This window comes from Enemella evansiae, assembly GCF_002250705.1.
Taxonomy (GTDB): Bacteria; Actinomycetota; Actinomycetes; order Propionibacteriales; family Propionibacteriaceae; genus Enemella; species Enemella evansiae.
This window is the reverse complement of the sequence record NZ_NMVP01000001.1, coordinates 85,659-103,956: the sequence shown is the minus strand read 5'-3', so window position 1 is coordinate 103,956 and position 18,298 is coordinate 85,659. Positions and strand designations below refer to the sequence as shown.

The 18,298-nt window shown below is 68.4% G+C and carries 15 protein-coding genes and 1 pseudogene; 4 read left to right on the top strand and 12 right to left on the bottom strand.

Features of this window, described 5'->3' with window-relative positions:
• Positions 1-93: 93 nt before the first annotated feature.
• From BI335_RS00500 to BI335_RS21685, 11 genes and pseudogenes are all read right to left on the bottom strand, one after another.
• Complete coding sequence (locus tag BI335_RS00500; RefSeq protein WP_094429391.1) at positions 94-480, bottom strand: hypothetical protein; 387 nt, start codon at positions 478-480, stop codon at positions 94-96.
• Positions 477-1,319: a DUF2637 domain-containing protein gene (locus tag BI335_RS00495; protein ID WP_172421659.1), complete on the bottom strand. Its 843-nt coding sequence runs from the start codon at positions 1,317-1,319 to the stop codon at positions 477-479. The genes BI335_RS00500 and BI335_RS00495 overlap by 4 nt, the downstream gene beginning before the upstream one ends.
• On the bottom strand, positions 1,316-2,242 hold the full coding sequence (locus BI335_RS00490; protein ID WP_094429390.1) for a bifunctional DNA primase/polymerase: 927 nt from the start codon (positions 2,240-2,242) through the stop codon (positions 1,316-1,318). Before BI335_RS00490 ends, BI335_RS00495 begins: the two co-directional genes overlap by 4 nt.
• Complete coding sequence (locus BI335_RS00485; RefSeq protein WP_094429389.1) at positions 2,242-3,321, bottom strand: ArdC-like ssDNA-binding domain-containing protein; 1,080 nt, start codon at positions 3,319-3,321, stop codon at positions 2,242-2,244. The genes BI335_RS00490 and BI335_RS00485 overlap by 1 nt, the downstream gene beginning before the upstream one ends.
• A gap of 213 nt (positions 3,322-3,534) precedes the next feature.
• Positions 3,535-4,464 carry a helix-turn-helix transcriptional regulator gene (locus BI335_RS00480; RefSeq protein WP_094429388.1) on the bottom strand — a complete coding sequence of 310 codons (930 nt, stop codon included), beginning with the start codon at positions 4,462-4,464 and terminating at the stop codon, positions 3,535-3,537.
• Positions 4,465-4,692: 228 nt separating this feature from the next.
• On the bottom strand, positions 4,693-5,217 hold the full coding sequence (locus BI335_RS00475; protein WP_094429387.1) for a signal peptidase II: 525 nt from the start codon (positions 5,215-5,217) through the stop codon (positions 4,693-4,695).
• On the bottom strand, positions 5,214-5,813 hold the full coding sequence (locus BI335_RS00470; RefSeq protein WP_094429386.1) for a cadmium resistance transporter: 600 nt from the start codon (positions 5,811-5,813) through the stop codon (positions 5,214-5,216). Before BI335_RS00470 ends, BI335_RS00475 begins: the two co-directional genes overlap by 4 nt.
• Positions 5,813-7,729 carry a heavy metal translocating P-type ATPase gene (locus tag BI335_RS00465; RefSeq protein WP_094429385.1) on the bottom strand — a complete coding sequence of 639 codons (1,917 nt, stop codon included), beginning with the start codon at positions 7,727-7,729 and terminating at the stop codon, positions 5,813-5,815. The genes BI335_RS00470 and BI335_RS00465 overlap by 1 nt, the downstream gene beginning before the upstream one ends.
• Positions 7,726-8,085 carry a Cd(II)/Pb(II)-sensing metalloregulatory transcriptional regulator CmtR gene (gene cmtR, locus BI335_RS00460; RefSeq protein ID WP_094429384.1) on the bottom strand — a complete coding sequence of 120 codons (360 nt, stop codon included), beginning with the start codon at positions 8,083-8,085 and terminating at the stop codon, positions 7,726-7,728. Before cmtR ends, BI335_RS00465 begins: the two co-directional genes overlap by 4 nt.
• Positions 8,086-8,518: 433 nt before the next feature.
• Positions 8,519-9,034, bottom strand: a complete 516-nt coding sequence (locus BI335_RS21690; RefSeq protein WP_229119434.1) for a hypothetical protein — start codon at positions 9,032-9,034, stop codon at positions 8,519-8,521.
• 46 nt (positions 9,035-9,080) lie between these two features.
• Positions 9,081-9,458: pseudogene (locus BI335_RS21685) on the bottom strand (DNA cytosine methyltransferase); the annotation flags it as partial.
• Between the two features lie 301 nt (positions 9,459-9,759).
• Between BI335_RS21685 and mobF the strand changes: the two are divergent.
• Positions 9,760-13,323 (top strand): MobF family relaxase, encoded by a 3,564-nt coding sequence (gene mobF / locus BI335_RS00450; RefSeq protein ID WP_094429700.1) that lies wholly within the window; start codon positions 9,760-9,762, stop codon positions 13,321-13,323.
• A gap of 16 nt (positions 13,324-13,339) precedes the next feature.
• Here the strand turns inward: mobF and BI335_RS00445 are convergent, their stop codons facing one another.
• The gene (locus BI335_RS00445; protein WP_094429382.1) at positions 13,340-13,975 is read right to left on the bottom strand and encodes a DNA-processing protein DprA; all 636 of its coding nucleotides are present in this window, start codon (positions 13,973-13,975) and stop codon (positions 13,340-13,342) included.
• Positions 13,976-14,172: 197 nt separating this feature from the next.
• Between BI335_RS00445 and BI335_RS00440 the strand changes: the two genes are divergently transcribed.
• From BI335_RS00440 to BI335_RS00430, 3 genes are all read left to right on the top strand, one after another.
• On the top strand, positions 14,173-15,243 hold the full coding sequence (locus BI335_RS00440; protein ID WP_229119376.1) for a tyrosine-type recombinase/integrase: 1,071 nt from the start codon (positions 14,173-14,175) through the stop codon (positions 15,241-15,243).
• On the top strand, positions 15,240-15,596 hold the full coding sequence (locus BI335_RS00435; RefSeq protein ID WP_010155374.1) for a helix-turn-helix domain-containing protein: 357 nt from the start codon (positions 15,240-15,242) through the stop codon (positions 15,594-15,596). The genes BI335_RS00440 and BI335_RS00435 overlap by 4 nt, the downstream gene beginning before the upstream one ends.
• A gap of 405 nt (positions 15,597-16,001) precedes the next feature.
• Positions 16,002-18,176, top strand: coding sequence for a hypothetical protein (locus BI335_RS00430; RefSeq protein WP_144009049.1), 2,175 nt, complete (start codon positions 16,002-16,004; stop codon positions 18,174-18,176).
• Positions 18,177-18,298 lie beyond the last annotated feature (122 nt).

Here is an 18,298-nt window from a genome sequence, read left to right as displayed (position 1 = left end):
ACCTCCTGGCAGACAGATGCACCGCGCCTCCCACGACAGGGTGGGCGGTCAGGGAAAGCACCTCGGATCGTGTGCATGATCGATCACCCCTCCTCATTCCCGGCTCAGGCTTCGCGTCTCGACCGCGGGCTCTTCCCGGCCGAACGCGGACAGCGGCGGCAACCGCTTCGCGGACGCGACGAGGTGCTTGGCACCTGCGGCGATACCGGCCCGGGCGCGGTGGGAGAGGTCGGCTTGGAGATCGATCCCGCGCCGCGACAGGGCGCCGCCGGCGCGCGACATCAGTTCCGAGGGGCGCACCCAGTCGACCCCACGGGTCGGCTTCTCCGTGTCGAGCTCGGCTTGCTGGTCGCGGTCGACGTCGGCGGCCTGGATCGCCTCCGGAGCCATCCCCGCCGACGTCTCGGGCCGCTCCGGCGTCGGGGACGGATCCGGCGGCCGCTGCTGGTGCGGGTCGTGCGGATGCTGTTCGGCGTTCATGATGATTCCTCCTCGGAGCGATCGGATGGGATGCCGACCCCTGTCGGGTCGGACGACTCAGACGACCCCTGCGAATCGGGGTCGAGTTCGGGGTCAGGTGGGCGCGGCAGCCACCGGCCCACGGTCGAGGGATGCACGCCCATGGCGCGGGCGATCTGCTTGTTCGACCACCCCTCACCCCGCAACCGCGCCGCACGCTCACGCCGCCCCACACCGACCTCCACCGCCGGCGGCGCATCGGCCTCGGATAGCTCGGGAGCGACCGGCTCAGACGGAACAGAATCAGGCGCGACAGAGGCGGCGAGCTCCTCCGTCTCCGGTGGCTCCAGCAGCGTCAGCGCTTCCGGAGTCGACAGGTGGGGAGCCTCGTCCTCGGAACTGGTCGCCCGGAGCAGCACCGGTGCCGACTGTTCGGCGGTCGATGTCTCGGCCATACGGGTGGAGCGGATCAGGACGACCGTGAGGTGAGTGGATGCCAGGAGCACCAGGGGTGGGACTGCGGCGACCGTCGCGGCGAGGACGCCGGGCACGGTCGCCTCGGCGGTGACGAGGGCGTGGGCGGCGTTCGCGGTCACCGACACCATGGCTCCGGCGATCAGCAGCGCCCAGGGATACCAGGCCGTCCGGTGTCCGTCGAGGGCGACGACGGCGACCGTGGCGACCACGATCAGCCCGTCCACCAGCAGCGGCCAGATCCACGCCTGCCTGGCCGCGATGCCCGACCGCATGGCGAGATCGGCCAGCGCGGTGAAGCTCAACCAGAACGCCCCCGCACCGATGAGCACGGTGCCCGACGCGGCCGTGACCACCGCCCACCCGCGACGCTGCACCGGGTTCATCGCAGCCCCCTCGACGGGACACGACCCTCAGGCGCCACATCGAGATCACGGGCGGGACCGGCTCGTGCCGCGTCGGCTCCTCTGGGGCGGGGTGTGTCGCCGTGGATGCGTTTGTAGCCGGAGGTGACGGTGCGGGCGATCTCGTGCTGCCCGAAGTCGGGCTGGGAGACGGTGAGCATCGCATCGAGCGCATCCCGGTAGGGCACGCCCTCCTCGGCGAGCACGCAGGACGCCCAGAACAACTTGTGATTGCGATCCGTGCGCTCCTCGCCCAGCCACTGCGCCAGCTTCATCGGATCAGTCCGCCCCGGCGAGTGGCCCCGCTCGGGAAGCTGGCGCGGCGGACGCGGCGGGTCCAGAAACGTCCGCAGCGCTGACGCATCCAATGCCCGGCCTGGTGTCGGACTCAGCGACGCCAGGCGATACAGGCTCGTCTCGCCGTCGATGATGCGGCGTGAGGGCGGCACGATGATGTACCCGCGATCCCCACGGAAGTCGATCCCCGCACGCCCGGCCTGCCACGACGGCTGCTCACTGCCACCGGCCGGGTAGTAGACGTGCAGGCCACCGGTCGGTGAGCGCACTAGCGCCTCCCACCCATTCACCAGCCCGGCCCGGCGCGCTTGGCGGAAGGCATCGTAGCCGTTGACGCCGTGCACATCGACGTCCACGACCACCACGCCGGAGGCGACACCGGTGGGCATTCCGATGTTCGCTGCCGGGAACCGTCGCCACCACGACTCCACCTGCCCGAGGCTCGTGGTGGCGTCGTGGAAGCCATGCGCGGTGATCGGCTGCTTGCCGCCCGGCGCGCACGGGAACACCGGCACCCCCGCCTGGGCGAACAGGCGCGCAGCCACCGGCAACGACGCGTCCTCACCGAACCCGGCGAGGGCGGTGGTGAACGCGGTCCGGGCAGCCATCACAGCCCCCGTGCACGCGCCGGCTCCGGGGCTCGGCTGTGCTCTGGTTCGGCCACGGTCGCGGCGGTGCGATCCTTCGATCGCGCAGGCCGTGGCGCATCACGGTCAAGGCCCGGCGGAGTGCCGTCGGGCACCTGAGCGGTGTCGAGCTGGTCGAGGATCCCCGCGGCGGTCTTTCGCACCCGCTCGCCGGTGGCTTTGACGACCTCGACGGGTTCCTTGCCGTCGACGTTCGCCGCCCACCCGGCCACGTACGGGATCGTGTACCCGGTGGTGTCCATTCCGTGGGCGGCGCCGATCATCAGCGCGACGGACTCGGCTTCGACCTCGCCGATCCCGCGATGCTGGCGGGCATCCTCCTGGTCGGGGTCGTGCATCAGCACATGCGCAAGCTCATGAGCGAGGGTTTTGACCTGGGCGGCGGGGTCCATGTTCTCCCGCACCGCGACCGTCTTCGCCTCGAAATCAGTCAGACCGTTCGCGCCGTGGATCATGCCCTCATGCGGCACTCGCATCAGCTCGTACCCTGCCGCCCGTACCTGCTGCGCGAGCCCGTCCCAGAGCCCGTCGGGTGCATCGCCCGCCAGCAGCACCGGAGACGGCGGTTCCGGGATCGGCTCCCCGGCGGTCTGGGAGACGTCCCAGACGTAGGCGGGGCGCACGCCGACCATCCGCGAGCGCACCACCTCGCCCGGCTTCGGCTTCTCACCCCGATTCAGCCCGTACCAGGACGCCGGGTCCGAGGGGTTCGCGGACGCGAACCTCCCCGTGACGGGGGCGAGGATCTGATATCCGGGCTGGCCTTTCTCGACCTGCCGGCCGAGCTGCTGCCACTGCTTGTACCCGGCGACATAGGTCGGGAACGGCTCGGGCACCCGGCCCTGCTCGAACGCCGCCTGATGCTGCTCCCAGATCAGCAGGACGTTGTTGAACGAGCGAGACCGGAACCGGGCGGCGAAACGCAACGCGTCAGCCCAGTCCTCACCCGTGACGAGCCGCTCGACCGCACCGGTCAGCTTCTCGTGCAGCTCGTCGAGCTTCTCTTCCCGCTTCTGGCGGGCCTCTTCCCTCGTCGCCATGGTCTGGCCTCCTCCCGGTAGACCAGCCACCCGGGGTGTTGGTGGCTGGTCCTGCACCTGCGAGGTGAGCCAGGTGCATCCGGAGAGTGTCGAGACGGTCAGCGAACAGTGGAGCGGTAAGTTGGCCGACAGGAACGCGGAGGCACCTGACGTAGAACAACGGCCTACCAGCAAACCCGCGCCCGCGGGCGCGTCGCCCCGGGATGGAGTCGTTTAGGTGAGCACCGATGTCTCATTCGTGTGCATGCTGCTGCCCGCTGAGCGCATCGCTCGGTACCGGCTCGGCGTGATCCCGACGCACTCGCGAAACGCCGCCGACGCACGGTTGCGAGAGCGCCACCCGACCCGTCGCCCAGCTTGCGCGATCGTCAGATCTGTCTCGCGCAGCAGACGGGCCATCTCCTCGACCCGCAGCATAGTCAGATACGTCAACGGCGTTTTCCCGTAGGCATCCACGAACACTCGACCGAGTTGCTTCGTCGACAGATGCACCATCCTAGACAACTCCGGCAGCTCCCAGCACCGTGCGATGTCACTGCGCAGGACATCGCGAACCTGCCTGGCTTCGGCCCGCAGCGGCGCAAACCGCCGATAACGGGGCAGGGTCGGTCTGACCCGTGCACGCTGGTTCGGCGAGGTCCGACACGGCGAGATACGGATGAACGGGGCAACCTGGTCGATGATCGCATGCCACAACGCCTGCATCCGATGGAACCGATCCCGGTAGGCACCATCGACGCTGAGCGCGACGAGCTCATCCAACCAGGGCAACAACAACCCTGAGCGGTCTTCCCCGAGGTGTAGCACCTGGGCGGGTTCGGTGTAGATCGTGTCGGCGAATCCCTGGGCGTCGAAACGATCGCGGAGCACATCGGCGTATTGCCAGAACAACTGGTCCAGCAGGAAGTCGGTGTCAGCGTAGAGCGTCGTGATGGTGATATGCCCCTCGGGCTCGCTGCCGCACAGCACGTTGGCTCCGAGGAGAATGACGTCGCCGGACTTGACGGGCTGCTCGCCAAACTCACTGAACAGGATGGCTGACCCGGAGCGGACAACGATGAGCTTCACGCAGTCGTATGCGAGCGGGCCAATTGGGTGATGGATCGTGCGTGTCCGGGCGATCAAGGGGTCGTAAAACGCCATATCGGCCCCAGCGATCTTGTGCGGCCTGGAGCGGGGGCAGCACCGACGGCTATCGGCGACTCTCGGTTTGAGGAGACCGGGGCGGAGGTTCCGTGCTCCCGCGTGCGCCTGGTCGATGGAAGTATGGAACCGTATACCGTTCGGCGGCATTGGCGTAACGGTCGGGGTCGAACAGCGGTCGTCGGGATCAGTGCCGGATACCGCAGTGTGATCTCCACGATGGTCCTCTCAGCTCTCGTTGCCACGGATCATCAGAAGTGCTCCGGCGATCGCGGCGGTGACGATGACGATGTCTGCGAGGTTTCCGATGAACCAGGTGCCGTAGGCGAGGAAGTCCACGACGTGCCCCCGGGCGAATCCTGGTGCGCGGAAGAGCCTGTCGCCGGCGTGTGAGGCGGCAGCCCCGCCGAGCGCACCGATCACGATCGCCCACCCAGGGCCTCGGACGCGGAACGCGAACACGATCGCGGTTACGGTGGCAGCTACGGCGACCAACGCGAACACCCAGGTGGAACCCTCGCCTAAGGAGAACGCCGCGCCGGGGTTGTAGGCGAGTTGCAGGCCCAGCAGGTTGCCTACCAACGGGATGCGCTCGTGCTCCGCCAGGGTGGCCTCGGCCCATACTTTCGTTCCCTGATCAATCAGGACGACGACCACGGCGATCAGGAACGCCCAGCCCGTGAGCCGCCAGCGCACTCTCTTCAGCCGCTCTCCCGACGCCGGCTCAACGTCGGTAGCCGCATCCGGGGTCATGCGAGGACCTCGAACAGGCGGACAATCACGCCGGACTCGATCAGGATGAACAGGCCCAGGCCGATGAACACAACCGGGACGAGCCAGTGCTCGACGCGTTCGAGCATCTCGGTGACGGCCTTGTGCGTTCCGATCAGGCGTCCGGCCGCGCACCACACGGCAACGAGGATCAGGAAAACGACGATCATGATCGTGACGTCGCCGGGGGTGCTAGTGCGGAAGATCGGCGTGTAGAGGGAGATATTGTCGGCCCCGTTGGCGATCGTGATTCCCGCCACGCCCCACAGTCCCACTGCGGTGATCTGGTCGTCATCGTCGCCGTTGCGGCGCAAACCGCGAATGAGCGTCCAGATGCCAATGCCGAGAGGGATCAGGCCGAGGAAGCCCACCCACTCGTCCGGGACGACCGTCAGGCCGAGCGCGGCGATCACGCTGATCACAACGAGAGTGATGAATCCGAGGTACTGGCCCCCGACGATCTGCCAGGGCCGCGGCTTCCCCCGGCTGGAGGCGAGGAACAGCACGGTGAGCACGACGATGTCGTCGATGTTGGTCGCAGCGAACAGTCCGATCGCTGACCCGATGGTCGCAAGCATCAGCTCTCCAACCGTGGCGTGCGAGTACGGGCGGCGCGGAGTCCATTGAGAATCACGATGACCTCCGCGACCTCGTGAACCAGGACGACGGCGGCGAGTCCCAGTACCCCGAACAGAGCGAGCGGGAGCAGCGCGATGATGATCAGCAACGACAGAACGATGTTCTGGTTGATGATCCGTCGCCCTCGGCGGGCATGGTCGAACGCCCGCGGGATGAGGCGCAGATCGTGACCGGTGAACGCGACATCCGCGGACTCGATCGCTGCATCGGAGCCGGTCGCTCCCATCGCGATCCCGATGTCCGCGGCCGCAAGAGCCGGGGCGTCGTTGATGCCGTCACCGATCATCGCAACCGATCCCGCCTGGGACAGCTCGCCGATCGCCGTCGATTTGTCCGCAGGGCGCAGCTCGGCTCGCACATCGCCGATGCCAGCCTGCGCGGCAAGGGCGCGCGCGGTGCGGGCGTTGTCTCCGGTCAGCATCGTCATGCCGATACCCTGCGCCGCCAGGGTACGCACGACCTCGGGGACCTCCGGGCGCAGCTCGTCGCGGACGCCGATCGCGGCGACCGGTGACCCGTCACGGTGAACGATCACGACGGTCATGCCCTGCTCCTCCAGACCCGCAACCCGGTCGCCGAGCCTGCCGGGGTCGAGCCAACGGGGGCTGCCGACGGTGATTCCCACCCCGTCGACGGTGCCGTCAACACCATGTCCGGCCTGCTCCGTCACGCCCGCAGCTGCGGGAACACCCGGCGCGGCGGCAGTGATCGCCGCAGCGAGGGGATGCGTGCTGTGCTGCTCCAGCGCCGCCGCCCATGCCAGCGCCTGAACCTCCGTCACGCCGTCCGCTGTGAGAACCGCGGTGACCGCCGGCTCGTTGCGTGTCAGGGTGCCGGTCTTGTCAACGGCGACATGCCGGACCGTACCGAAGCGCTCGAACACCGCACCGGACTTGATGATCACGCCGAACTTGCTGGCCGCGCCGATCGCAGCGACGACCGTCAGCGGCACCGAGATCGCCAGCGCGCAGGGTGAGGCCGCGACGAGCACGACCAAAGCGCGGGTGATCCACAGCTCAGGGTCCCCGAACAGCGAGCCGATGAGAGCGACCAGCGCGGCGAGGACCAGCACGCCCGGAACCAGCGGGCGGGCGATCCGGTCCGCGAGACGTGCCCGCTCGCCCTTCTCCGTCTGCGCCTGCTCGACCAACTCGACGATCGTGGTCAGTGAGTTGTCCGTGCCCGCCGCGGTCGTCTCGACCTCCAGCGCCCCGGCAGTGTTGATCGCACCGGCTGACACCGCATCCCCCGGTTCGACCTCGACCGGAATCGACTCACCGGTGATCGCGGAGGTGTCCAGGCTGGATCGGCCCGAGCGCACGATCCCGTCCGTCGCGATCCGCTCACCGGGGCGGACGAGCATGATCTGGCCAACGGCGAGATCCTTCGCCCCGATCTCGACCGACACCCCGTCGCGACGGATCGTCGCCGTCTCCGGGACCAACTTCAGCAGCGCGCGCAGGCCGCCGCGGGCCCGGTCCATCGCCTTGTCCTCCAACGCCTCGGCGATCGAGTACAGGAACGCCAGCGCGGCCGCCTCCTCAACATAGCCGAGGATCACCGCGCCGACCGCGCTGATCGTCATCAGCAGCCCAATACCGAGCTTGCCCTTGAACAGCTTCCGGATCGCGCCCGGGGTGAACGTCGACGCACCCAGCAGCAGACCGATCCAGAACAGCACCAGCGCTGGGACATCCAGGTTGGACCATTCAAGAACCAGACCGGTGAGGAAGGCGGCACCAGAGAAGACCGGGACCATGATCCCGCGATCCCGCCACCACGGACGTTCCGCCTCCTCGGACTCCTCATCTACCCTGGTCACCGGCTCGTGCTCGCAACCGCACGCCGCGCTCACGCGTCAGCCCCAGTTCCGCAGCAGCCAGGGACCGTGCACGCCGAGTCCACGCACGGCGCGTGCTCGTCGACGGCCAGCGTCATGTCCACCAGCGCGACGAGAGCGGCAGCGAGGTGCGGGTCAGCGATCTCGTAGCGCGTCTGCCGCCCCTCGGGCTCGGCCACCACGATTCCGCAATCGCGGAGGCACGTCAGATGGTTCGACACGTTCGAGCGGGTCAGCTCCAGTTGGCGCGAGAGCACGGCCGGATAGCTCGGAGCGTCCAGCAGGGTCATCAGGATACGGGAGCGCGTCGGATCTGCCATGGCCCGGCCGAGCCGGTTCATGACGTCGAGGCGCGAGGCAATGGTCAGCATGCACTGAACTATACAGCATGGGCTGACCGATCACCGTGAGGTCGGTATCCCCCTCGAACGAAGCAGCAACCGGCATCTGACGAACACGCGGCGCTAGGAGCACAAACGCATTGAATCCGCCTGAACGCCTGGACTACTTGCTGCAACCCCAGCGATATACCCCAGGGGTAGTCCATTCGAGTTGAGCCTGGCAGCGCACTCACTCCTCCAGCACCCCTCGCGGATCAACAGCCTTGGTCACCCCGGTCGCTCCGGGCCGTAGTCTCCATCTCGGTGAGAGCGAGCATCGCTTGGAGCGGGAGGACTCCGTTGCCGAGAGCGGTGCTCATCTGGTTCTGGGTGAGCCCGTGCGCGGGGTCGGTGACCCAACCGGGTTCGAGGCCCATTTGCCATTCGATGAACGCGGGCGCCGGTCGTGGCCCGGTCTGGTCGTTCAGGAGGGCTGGGGCGGGCGCTTCTCGTCCGGTGATGTGTTCCCAGCGGGCGATGGCGTCGGCGTAGCGTCCCCATCGGCGAACATGCTCTCGACCAGGCTGAACAGCGTCTCCGCGTCGTTCCGCCTGGTCGGTGAGCCAGTCGGCCCGTGCAGGGTGAAGTCGATGATCTGATGCGACAGTGCGATCGTGCCCCGCCGGGCTCGCACCTGGTCCAGGGTCTCGCCGCCCCGAGAGGCGTCCGTCGCCAGCGGTGTTCGGAACAGGGTCTTGGCGGTGGGCGATGATGAAGATGCGGAAGCGATGGTGGGGAGCGCCGACGAGGGATGCCGGTAGGCCGATCCATCGTGCATGGAGCCGGAGGTCGGCCAGATCTCCGAGAACGGCGCCGAGTGCCCGAAGAGGTCGAGCTGACTCGTCTCCCAAGCCCCAAAGGTCGGGTTCCAGATCGCGAACGGTTGCGGTCGCGTGGATTGCATCACCGAGGGTTGCGGGGTGGGGGTCGCGTTCATCATGGGTTGCTCCTGGCTTCTCGGGGCGGACAGCAGGTGCCGAGAGCAGCCCGCGCACGTTCTCGATCACCACGTACCGGGGTTGCAGTGCCTCGATCGCTGCGACCATGTAGGACCACAGGCCTGAGCGGGTCCCGGGTGCGAGGCCGGCTTGCTTGCCGACGGTGCTCACGTCTTGGCATGGGAACCCTCCGCAGAGGATGTCGACTGGCGGCACCGTGCTCCAGTCGATGGTGCTTATGTCGCCGAGGTTCGGGGCGTCGGGCCAGTGGTGGGAGAAGACGCGGGCGACGTGTTCGTTGAGTTCGGGGTACCAGATGGTCTCTGCGTTGAAGTGGTGTTCGACGGCGAGGTCGAGGCCGCCGTAGCCGCTGAATAGCGAGCCGACCCTGAGCGGGCGGTCGCCAGGAGAAGGGATGTCGTGCATGAGGGCTCCGGCAGGTCGGTGAACCCGGTCCCGAACCCCTCTCGGAGTCCTACGCCGGGCGGATCACCTGCCAGGTGCACGACCACCGGCACCACCAGCATCCAACCTGGACGACCCTCCCAGGATCGCCGCTGATCAGACGACCGCCATCCGCAGACCGCGCCCGGATCTGTGCCCGTCTCCGACCGTCTCATGAGCCGCCACACGTCTTTCAAGAGAGGCCTGCCGCGTCAACCTAAGTTGACACGTCGGGGATCGTCCGCGTCACCGATGCGAGATGCCGACGGTTCACCTGGCCTACATGACGGTTTCCCTGCGTGTGATGTCGGCCGGCGACGGCTACCAGTACCTCCTGCGCACGGTCGCCGCGGGCGATGGCGACCGCTCGCTGTCCACGCCGTTGACGAGGTACTACACGGAAGAGGGAACTCCTCCCGGCTCTTGGATGGGCTCGGGCCTGCCATACCTCGGTACTGGCGAGCTCGCCGAGGGCGGGCAGGTGTCCGAGGCGCAGCTTCAGCTCCTGGTCGGCATGGGCCGCGATCCGATCACGGGCGAGGCCTTGGGTGAGGCGTACCGGCAGTACGCGAGTGTGCAGGAGCGCGTCGACAAGCGCGTCGCCGGCCTCGACCCCGAGCTGGGGCCGGTCTCGCGTGCACAGCAGGTCGCGGCGATCGAGGCGGAGGAGGCCGAGCGCGGCACCCGCCGGGCGGTCGCCGGCTATGACTTGACGTTCTCGGTGCCGAAGTCTCTGTCGGCGCTGTGGGGAGTTGCGGACGCGGGCACGCAATCCCTGATTGCGGACGCGCATCATCAGGCGGTTGCAGAGGTGATCGCGTTCCTCGAACGAGAGGTCGCGACCACCCGCGTGGGTGCCGCAGGCCCCGAGGGGGCGGTCGCCCATGTCGATGTCGCCGGTGTCCTCGCAACCGCGTTCGACCACCACGACTCGCGCAGGGCAGACCCGCAGTTGCATACGCACGTGGTTGTGAGCAACAAGGTGCTGACGGTGCAGGACCAGAAGTGGCGCACTCTCGCCGGGCGGCCCGTGCATGCCTCGGTCGTCGCTCTGTCCGAGCTGTACAACGCGACCCTTGCCGACCGGATCACCGGCACGTTCGGCATCGAATGGGAAGCCCGGGAACGCGGCCGCGACCGCAACCCGGCATGGGAGCTCGCCCCTGTGCCGGAGGAGCTGGTGACGGAGTTCTCCTCACGGACCCGGCAGATCGAGGAGGAGAAGACCCGACTGATCGACGCCTACGTCGAGAAGCACGGCCGGGAGCCGTCGGCGACGACCGTGGTGAAGTTGCGGGCGCAAGCGACGCTCGCCACCCGCCCGGAGAAGCAGGCGCATTCCCTCGCCGACCTCACCTCCGAATGGCGGAACCGTGCCAGTGCCCTGCTCGGTGAGGATGCGACCGGCTGGGCGCGCACGATCACCGCGATCGGGGAGCCGGCGGCCTTGTTGCGTGCCGACGACGTGCCATTGGACACGATCGCCGATCTCGGCCGCTCGGTCGTCGCGATGGCGGGTGAGAAGCGTTCGACGTGGCGGAGATGGAACCTGCACGCCGAGACTTCCCGGCAGCTCATGGGTGTCCGGTTCGCGTCCGCGGAGGATCGGGAGGCGATCACCGCGATGGTGACCGACGCCGCCGAGAATGCGTCGCTGCGGCTGACCCCGCCGGAGCTGGCGTCGAGCCCGCTGTTGTTCCGCCGCCCGGACGGGTCGAGCCGGTTCCGTCACTCGGGGGCGGTGCTGTATTCGACGGAGGAGCTGCTGGCGGCAGAAGACCGTCTCCTCGACCGCTCTCACACGACGACTGGACCGACCGTCGACCTCGCGACAGTGGAGCGGATCACGAGCAGACCCGACATGGAGGGCCGCCGCCTCGGGGCGGATCAGGCCGAGGCGTTGCAGCGCATCTGCGTCTCGGGTCGGGTCGTGGACGTGTTGGTCGGGCCGGCAGGTGCGGGCAAGACGACGACGATGAGCGCGTTGAAGCGGTCGTGGGAGAAGCAGCACGGCCGCGGCTCTGTGGTGGGGCTTGCTCCGTCGGAGAACGCGGCGCAGGTGCTCGGTGAGGAGTTGGGCATCGAGACCGACAACACGGCCCGTTGGTGGCAGATGCATCTCTTCCAGGGACGCACGTTCGAACGGGGGCAGCTTGTGATCCTCGATGAGGCATCGCTGGCGGGCACCGGCTCGCTCGACCGCATCACCGGCCTCGCCGAACAAGCCGGCGCGAAGGTGCTGCTCGTGGGCGATTGGTCGCAGTTGCAGGCGGTCGACGCCGGCGGCGCGTTCGGGATGCTCGTGCACGACCGCGATGACGCCCCGGAGCTCACCGACGTGCATCGGTTCTCCGCCCGGTGGGAGAAGACGAACTCCCTGAGCCTGCGCCACGGCCGCACGAGCGCGATCGACACCCTCATCGAGCACCAGCGCGTGCGCGGCGGGGACCTGGAGGAGATGGTCGACGCCGCCTACGCCGCCTGGCGGCACGACACCCAGAGCGGTCGGGCGTCGATCCTGCTGGCCGAATCGCGGGAGACGGTCACGCAGCTGAACGAGCGTGCCCGCGCCGACCTCATCATGGAGGGCGCGATCACGCCGGGCCGGGAGGTCGACCTGCACGATGGCACGGCCGCCTCGCCAGGGGATCGGGTTATCACCCGCGAGAACAACCGGCGTCTGCGCTCTAAGAACGGGAGAGCCTGGGTGCGCAACGGCGACCGGTGGACGATCACCGCCGTGGGCGAGGACGGGTCGATCACCGTCCGCCCGGAGGGGCGACGCTTCGGCGGGTCGATGGTGCTCCCCGCTGCGTATGTGGCCGAGCAGGTCGAGTTGGGGTACGCGATCACCGGGCACCGTGCCCAGGGCGTGACGGTCGACACCTCGCACGTGGTCACCACGGCGACGACGACGCGGGAGAACTTCTACGTCGCGATGACACGCGGCCGGCACGGGAACTTCGCCTACGTCGCCACCGACACCACAGACGACGCGCATGTCGCCCCGCACCCCTCCGACAACCCCGACGCGACCGCCCGCAGCGTCCTGTACGGGGTGCTGCAGCACGTCGGCGCGGAGCTGTCCGCGCACGAGACCATCACCGCCGAGCAGGAACGGTGGGGGTCGATCGGACAGCTCGCCGCGGAGTACGAGACCATCGCGCAAGCCGGCCAGCACGACCGCTGGGCAACCCTCCTCGAAGTCTCCGGCCTCACCGAGGGGCAGGTCGACGTGGTGCTCGGCTCCGACGCCTACGGTGCCCTGTCTGCCGAGCTGCGCCGGGCCGAGGCGAACCATCACGACCTCGACGAGCTGTTCCCCAGGTTGGTGCGGGCGCGGGGATTCTCCGATGCCGACGACATCGCCTCCGTCCTGCACCACCGGCTCACCCGCGCTACCGCCCGGCCCGCCGGCTCCGGGCGCACCCGGCAGGCACCGCGGCTCATCGCCGGGCTGATCCCGTATGCCTCCGGCGTCACCGACCCCGAGATGCACCGCACCCTCGTGGAGCGGCAGGACCTGATCGAGCGGCGTGCGGTCGCGGTCTTCGACCGGGACACGAACGAGGGCGCACCGTGGACGGCCACGCTCGGAACGAAGCCAGTAGACGCGCGGACGGCGCAGCGGTGGCGCCGGGCCGGGCAGGTCGTCGCGGCCTACCGCGACCGCTACCAGATCACCGACGACCAGCCCCTTGGTGCAGGGGGAGGGTCGGATGCGCAGAAGATCGACGCCGCCCGCGCCGCCGCCGCCCTCAACCGGGCGAAGCAGCTCAGCCAGCAGGCCCCGGACACCGAGCAGCCGGACCTCACGGTGGAGGCCCGGCAGGGACGCACGCTCTAATCAGCGAACCTCGGCATTAGAGGGAACGGCCGGGCCGCTCCTGATCGAGGGCATCGAGGTCCTGCCCGGTGCCAAGACCCTGAGTTCGTGCCGGAGCCTGCTGCCGGCCGGTCCTGAGGGCGGCGAGGTCGTGGGAGCCGGTGACGAGGGTAGCGGTGCCCTCGCGCAGGAGCAGATGCGTGCCGGTGCTCGCCGCGGACGTGATCGGGCCTGGCACCGCCCCGACGCCACGGCCGAGCGCGTGTGCTTCGCGGGCGACGTTCAGCGCGCCGGATCGTGCCCCGGCTTCCACGATCACCGTCGCCGAGGACAGCGCCGCGAGGAGTCGGCCGCGGGCGATGAACCGGTGCCGGGTCGGGGTCGATCCCGGTGGCATCTCGCTCATCAGCAGCCCCAGATCGGACACCCGTTCGAGCATGTCGCGATGCCCCGCAGGGTAGAGGCGGTCCGGGCCGCTGGCCATCACCGCGATCGTGTCACCATCGGCTGCCAGCGCCCCATGATGTGCGGCGCCGTCGATGCCGTAGGCACCGCCGGAGACGACGATCTGCTCGGCTATCGACGCATCCGCGGCGAGCTCACCGGCGACATGATCCCCATAGGCGGTCGCGGCCCGAGACCCGGTGATCGTGACTTCCCCGCGGTATTGCATCAGATGCGAGATCCGAACGGGCGTCTGCGTCAGAAAGGCTATCGGTCGTTTCGATAGCCCCGCGATTTTCCGCGCGACGAGGTCTGACGGGCTGATAGATTCGCATCTAATGCACGATTAGCGCGTTATGTGGATGGATTGGGTGGTTGATGGGACGAGTTCCACACGGTGCGTCGTCACTGTATCTTGCGGGCGGGGTGTCGTTCCTCAACGCTCATGAGGCCGTGTTTGAGGCGATGATCGAGGGCTGGCGGATGCAGCAGATCGGTGGCCGACATCTCAAGGAGGATTCGGTGTCGCGCGCTTTGGGCGTGGTCCGGAGGTTCGAGTCGTACGCGGGCAAGAAGCCGTGGGAGTGGTCCGCGGGCGACTTTGACGAGTGGATGGCGCTGCTGGTGTCGCAACGGAAGGTCGAAGCGTCGACGATCCGGTCGTACCAGGGGGCGGTGCGCGCGTTCTGCGATTACATCTGCTCGCCGCACTACGGCTGGGTTGACGAGTGCATGGAGCGTTTCGGGACGCACCCGGTTCAGGTCTGCCATGAATGGAACACGCTCGCGCACCTGCAGGATTACGAGGGCAAGCCGGGGCGACGCCCGTTGACGCGGTCGGAGCTGCAGCGCTTGCTGGATCATGCTGACGCCGAGGTGACGCGGTTGCTGGACGAGCGCCGCAAGGGTGCTCTGCCTGCGTTCCGGGACGCGACGCTGTTCAAGGTCGTCTACGCATGGGGGATGCGGGCGAGCGAGGCGGTTGGGCTTGATGTGACCGACTTCTACAGGAATTCGAAGGCTCCACAGTTCGGGGAGTTCGGTGTGATGCAGATCCGGCACGGGAAGTCGTCGCGGGGCGGGCCGCCGAAACGGCGGGCGGTCGTGTCGTTGTTCGGCTGGGCGGTTGAGGCTCTTCAGGAGTATGTCGAGCAGGTGCGTCCGTTGATGGTCCGGGACGGGTCGCCGGCGCTCTGGGTCTCGGAACGCGGGACGAGGCTGCGCACGCGGGAGCTGGCGTCGAGGTTCGCCGTCTACCGGACGGCGCTGGGGCTGGATGAGGTGTTGACGCCGCACGCGCTGCGTCATTCCTACGTGACCCACCTGATCGAGTCCGGGGTCGATCCCGCGTTCGTGCAACGTCAGGTCGGGCACCTGCACCAGTCGACGACGGCGATCTATACGGGCGTGAGCGCGGACTACATGAACACGATGATGAGTCAGGCGATCGAGAAGACGCGGCACAGGCCGCGCGATGAGGAAGAGAGCGGGCGATGAGACTGATCGGGTTTGAGTGGCGGCTTCGGGAGGTGATGGCGGCGGCGGGAATGTTCTCCACGACGAAGCTGGTCCCGCTGCTGGAAGAGCGGGGCGTCTACTTGTCGACGAGCCAGGTATATCGGCTCGCCGCGGAGAAGCCGGAGCGGATGAACATGCAGGCGCTGGTCGCGCTGCTGGACATCTTCGATTGCACGTTCGAGGAGCTCGCGCCGCGGGTGGTCCTCGGCAGCGCGGTCGCAGCGACCGGGACGACCGATCCTGGGCCGGAGCGGGGCGATTCGGCGACGAACCGACTCCGGGAGTCGGGCCTGAAGCCGCGTAGGGCGCAGATTCTCCCGCCGGATGCTTGACCCGGTCTTCGCCGCGCTGACCACGCAGATCGCCGCCGTCGAGCAGGCTCTTCCGCGTGAGCGGATCGCCGAGATCGTGAACGGCTCGTTCCGGCAGCTGCCGGTTGCCCGCCGGACGCTCGACCTGGTCACGCAGGCACCCGGGCTGCTCACCGCGGCGGATCCGCAGACCACGCCGGCTCTGGCAAGTCTGTTGCTTCGCCTCCACGAGGCTGGAGCGCGGACTGTCCGACCGCCGCGTTGCGCACACTGCGGCGGGCTGCGGAAGCTGCTGCAGCGCACGCCGACCGGGCGGATCTGCGCTCCATGCGGTCGCCGTCTCGCTTCCAGGAGCGGACTCTGTGATCGTTGCGGGCACACCCGCCGCGTGCAGACAGGGCCCGGTGAGAGCGCGTACTGCAAACGATGCTGGGTCGACATGAAACCGAAGCGGCCGAGCGCATCGTCGAGCAAGTCCGCCGCCATCGCCGTGTCGCGACCGCGACCATCCTTCGAGCGGTGGAGCAGATGGCGGCGGACGGGAGGGACCGCCGAGTGCGGCTGATGCTCGAGCTGCAGGCCCACGGCGCGGAGTGGTTCTCCGACCCGGCCGCGGGCTCTGTGCTGTTCGGCACGTTCTACGACCTTCTCCACGCGGACGGCGCGCGTCTGCCCGAACGACGCTGCGGAGGCTGCGGCACCACGCGCACGCTCACCGAACGCGTCGAGGGACGAGTGAGCTGCCGACGCTGCTACCGGATCGCGCACCATGCCCCCTGCGATGGCTGCGACGACGTCACCAACCTGGAGCGGGTGCTCTCCGACGGGCGGCGACTCTGCCAACGCTGCACGAACAAGCTCCCCGACGAGAACGCCGTCTGCGTGAGCTGCGGCAACCATCGACTGATCGCCTACCGCAGCCCGGAGGGCCCGCTGTGTTCAACGTGTCGGAGCTCCTCCCGGCTGGACACCTGCACGGACTGCGGGGAGCTTGCGCCCTGTTTGTTCCACGGCAGCGAGAAAGCGATCTGCAAACCCTGCTCCGACAAGGCCAGCGTCGACACCTGCACGATCTGCGGGAACGAGCGGCAATGCCGCTGGCCGGGAACCGCGCGCGCCGCCTGCGAGCAGTGCTCCAACCCTCGCCAGCCCTGCGTGAGCTGCGGGGAGGTCCGGCTGCGCCACAAGCGCACCGAAGACGGCTCCGGCTATCTCTGCTGGGCCTGCGTTCCGCCGATCATCGAGACCTGCACAAGCTGCGGAGACGCTCGGATAGTGAACGGCCGGATCGAGGGCCGGCCGTTCTGCCCGCTCTGCTATCCCCGCCAACCGGAGTCGTTCCGCCCCTGCACCAGCTGCGGGACCATCACACGGCTGATCGCGAAGCTCTGCCCCCGTTGCCGAGCCGATCAGATGATCCGGGAGATGGTGCCCGACGAGCTCGCCGCCTCCGATGCACGCATCGCGCATCTGCGAGAGCGGTGGTTCCAGGGTGCTCCGTCGAAGATCGTCTACGCCTTCGAACGCGGCACCGTCGCCTGCACGCTGATCACCCGAGTGCTCACCGCCCCATCCCTGCGCACTCACGCCTACCTCGACCAGGCCGGCTCGGAGTATCAGACCCGAGCGGTTCGGTCCGTGCTCATCGACCACGGGCTGCTCCCACCGCGGGACGAGCTGCTCGCCCGGTTCGAGCTCTGGCTCGACAGCGCACTTGCCGAGATCCCCGACCCGGGTGAACAGCGCACCGTCACCCAATACGCGCGATGGCGACACCTGCGCGCACTGCGCCGCAACACGATGCCGTCCCGATCAGGCCAGCTGTCCTGGCGGCGGCTCGAGATCGCGGGGATCATCGAACTGCTGGAATGGATCCATACCCGCGGAGGTTCTCTCGTGTCCCTCACCCAGGCGGATGTCGATGAATGGCTCACCGGCGGCCGACGCCCGTTCCTGCACCACTTCCTGACCTGGACCGCACGGGCCGGCGCATCCCGACCGCTCACCGCTCCACGCCCGCCATCAGGAGCCTTGAGCCCGCAAGCCATGAGCGACGAGGAACGCTGGCGGCTGCTCGCCGATGTCACCTCCGACCCGTCCATCAACCCGCACACGAAGCTCGCCGCGGGGCTGATGCTCATGTTCGGCGTCCGGGCGGCGAAGATCGTCCAGTTGCGCGCGGAAGACGTCACCGTCACGGACCAGGCCGTGGTCGTCCGCCTCGGCCAGGAACCTCTCGTGCTCCCCGCCGAGCTCGCGCCGGCGGCCGCGGGAGCCGCCAGCAACCGCACCGCGCCTCGCATGTTCGTGGAGAGCATCGAACAGGAGTGGGTCTATCCCGGAACCCGGGCCGGGCATCACATGGCCCCCGACACGCTGAATACCCGGCTCCGCGCTGCCGGCATCCCGCCGCGACTTGCCCGCACCGGCGCGCTGATAGCGCTCGCGCAGGAACTCCCACCCGTCGTTCTCAGCCGGCTGACTGGCCTGGACATCTCCTCCGCGATCGCCTGGTCCAACGCGATCGGCGCGAACAGCACCGCCTACGCCGCCGCGGTCGTCGAGCGCGTCGGCATGCCCCTCCCAGTCGTCCTGCACTGAAATCTGACGATGACGTTTCCAGGGATGTCACGTCGTGAGAATCGGGCGGCACCGATTCTGCTCGGCGGTCAACTCGTCCTGATCGTGGCCGCGCTCTCCTTCGACATAGGCCACGAACAACA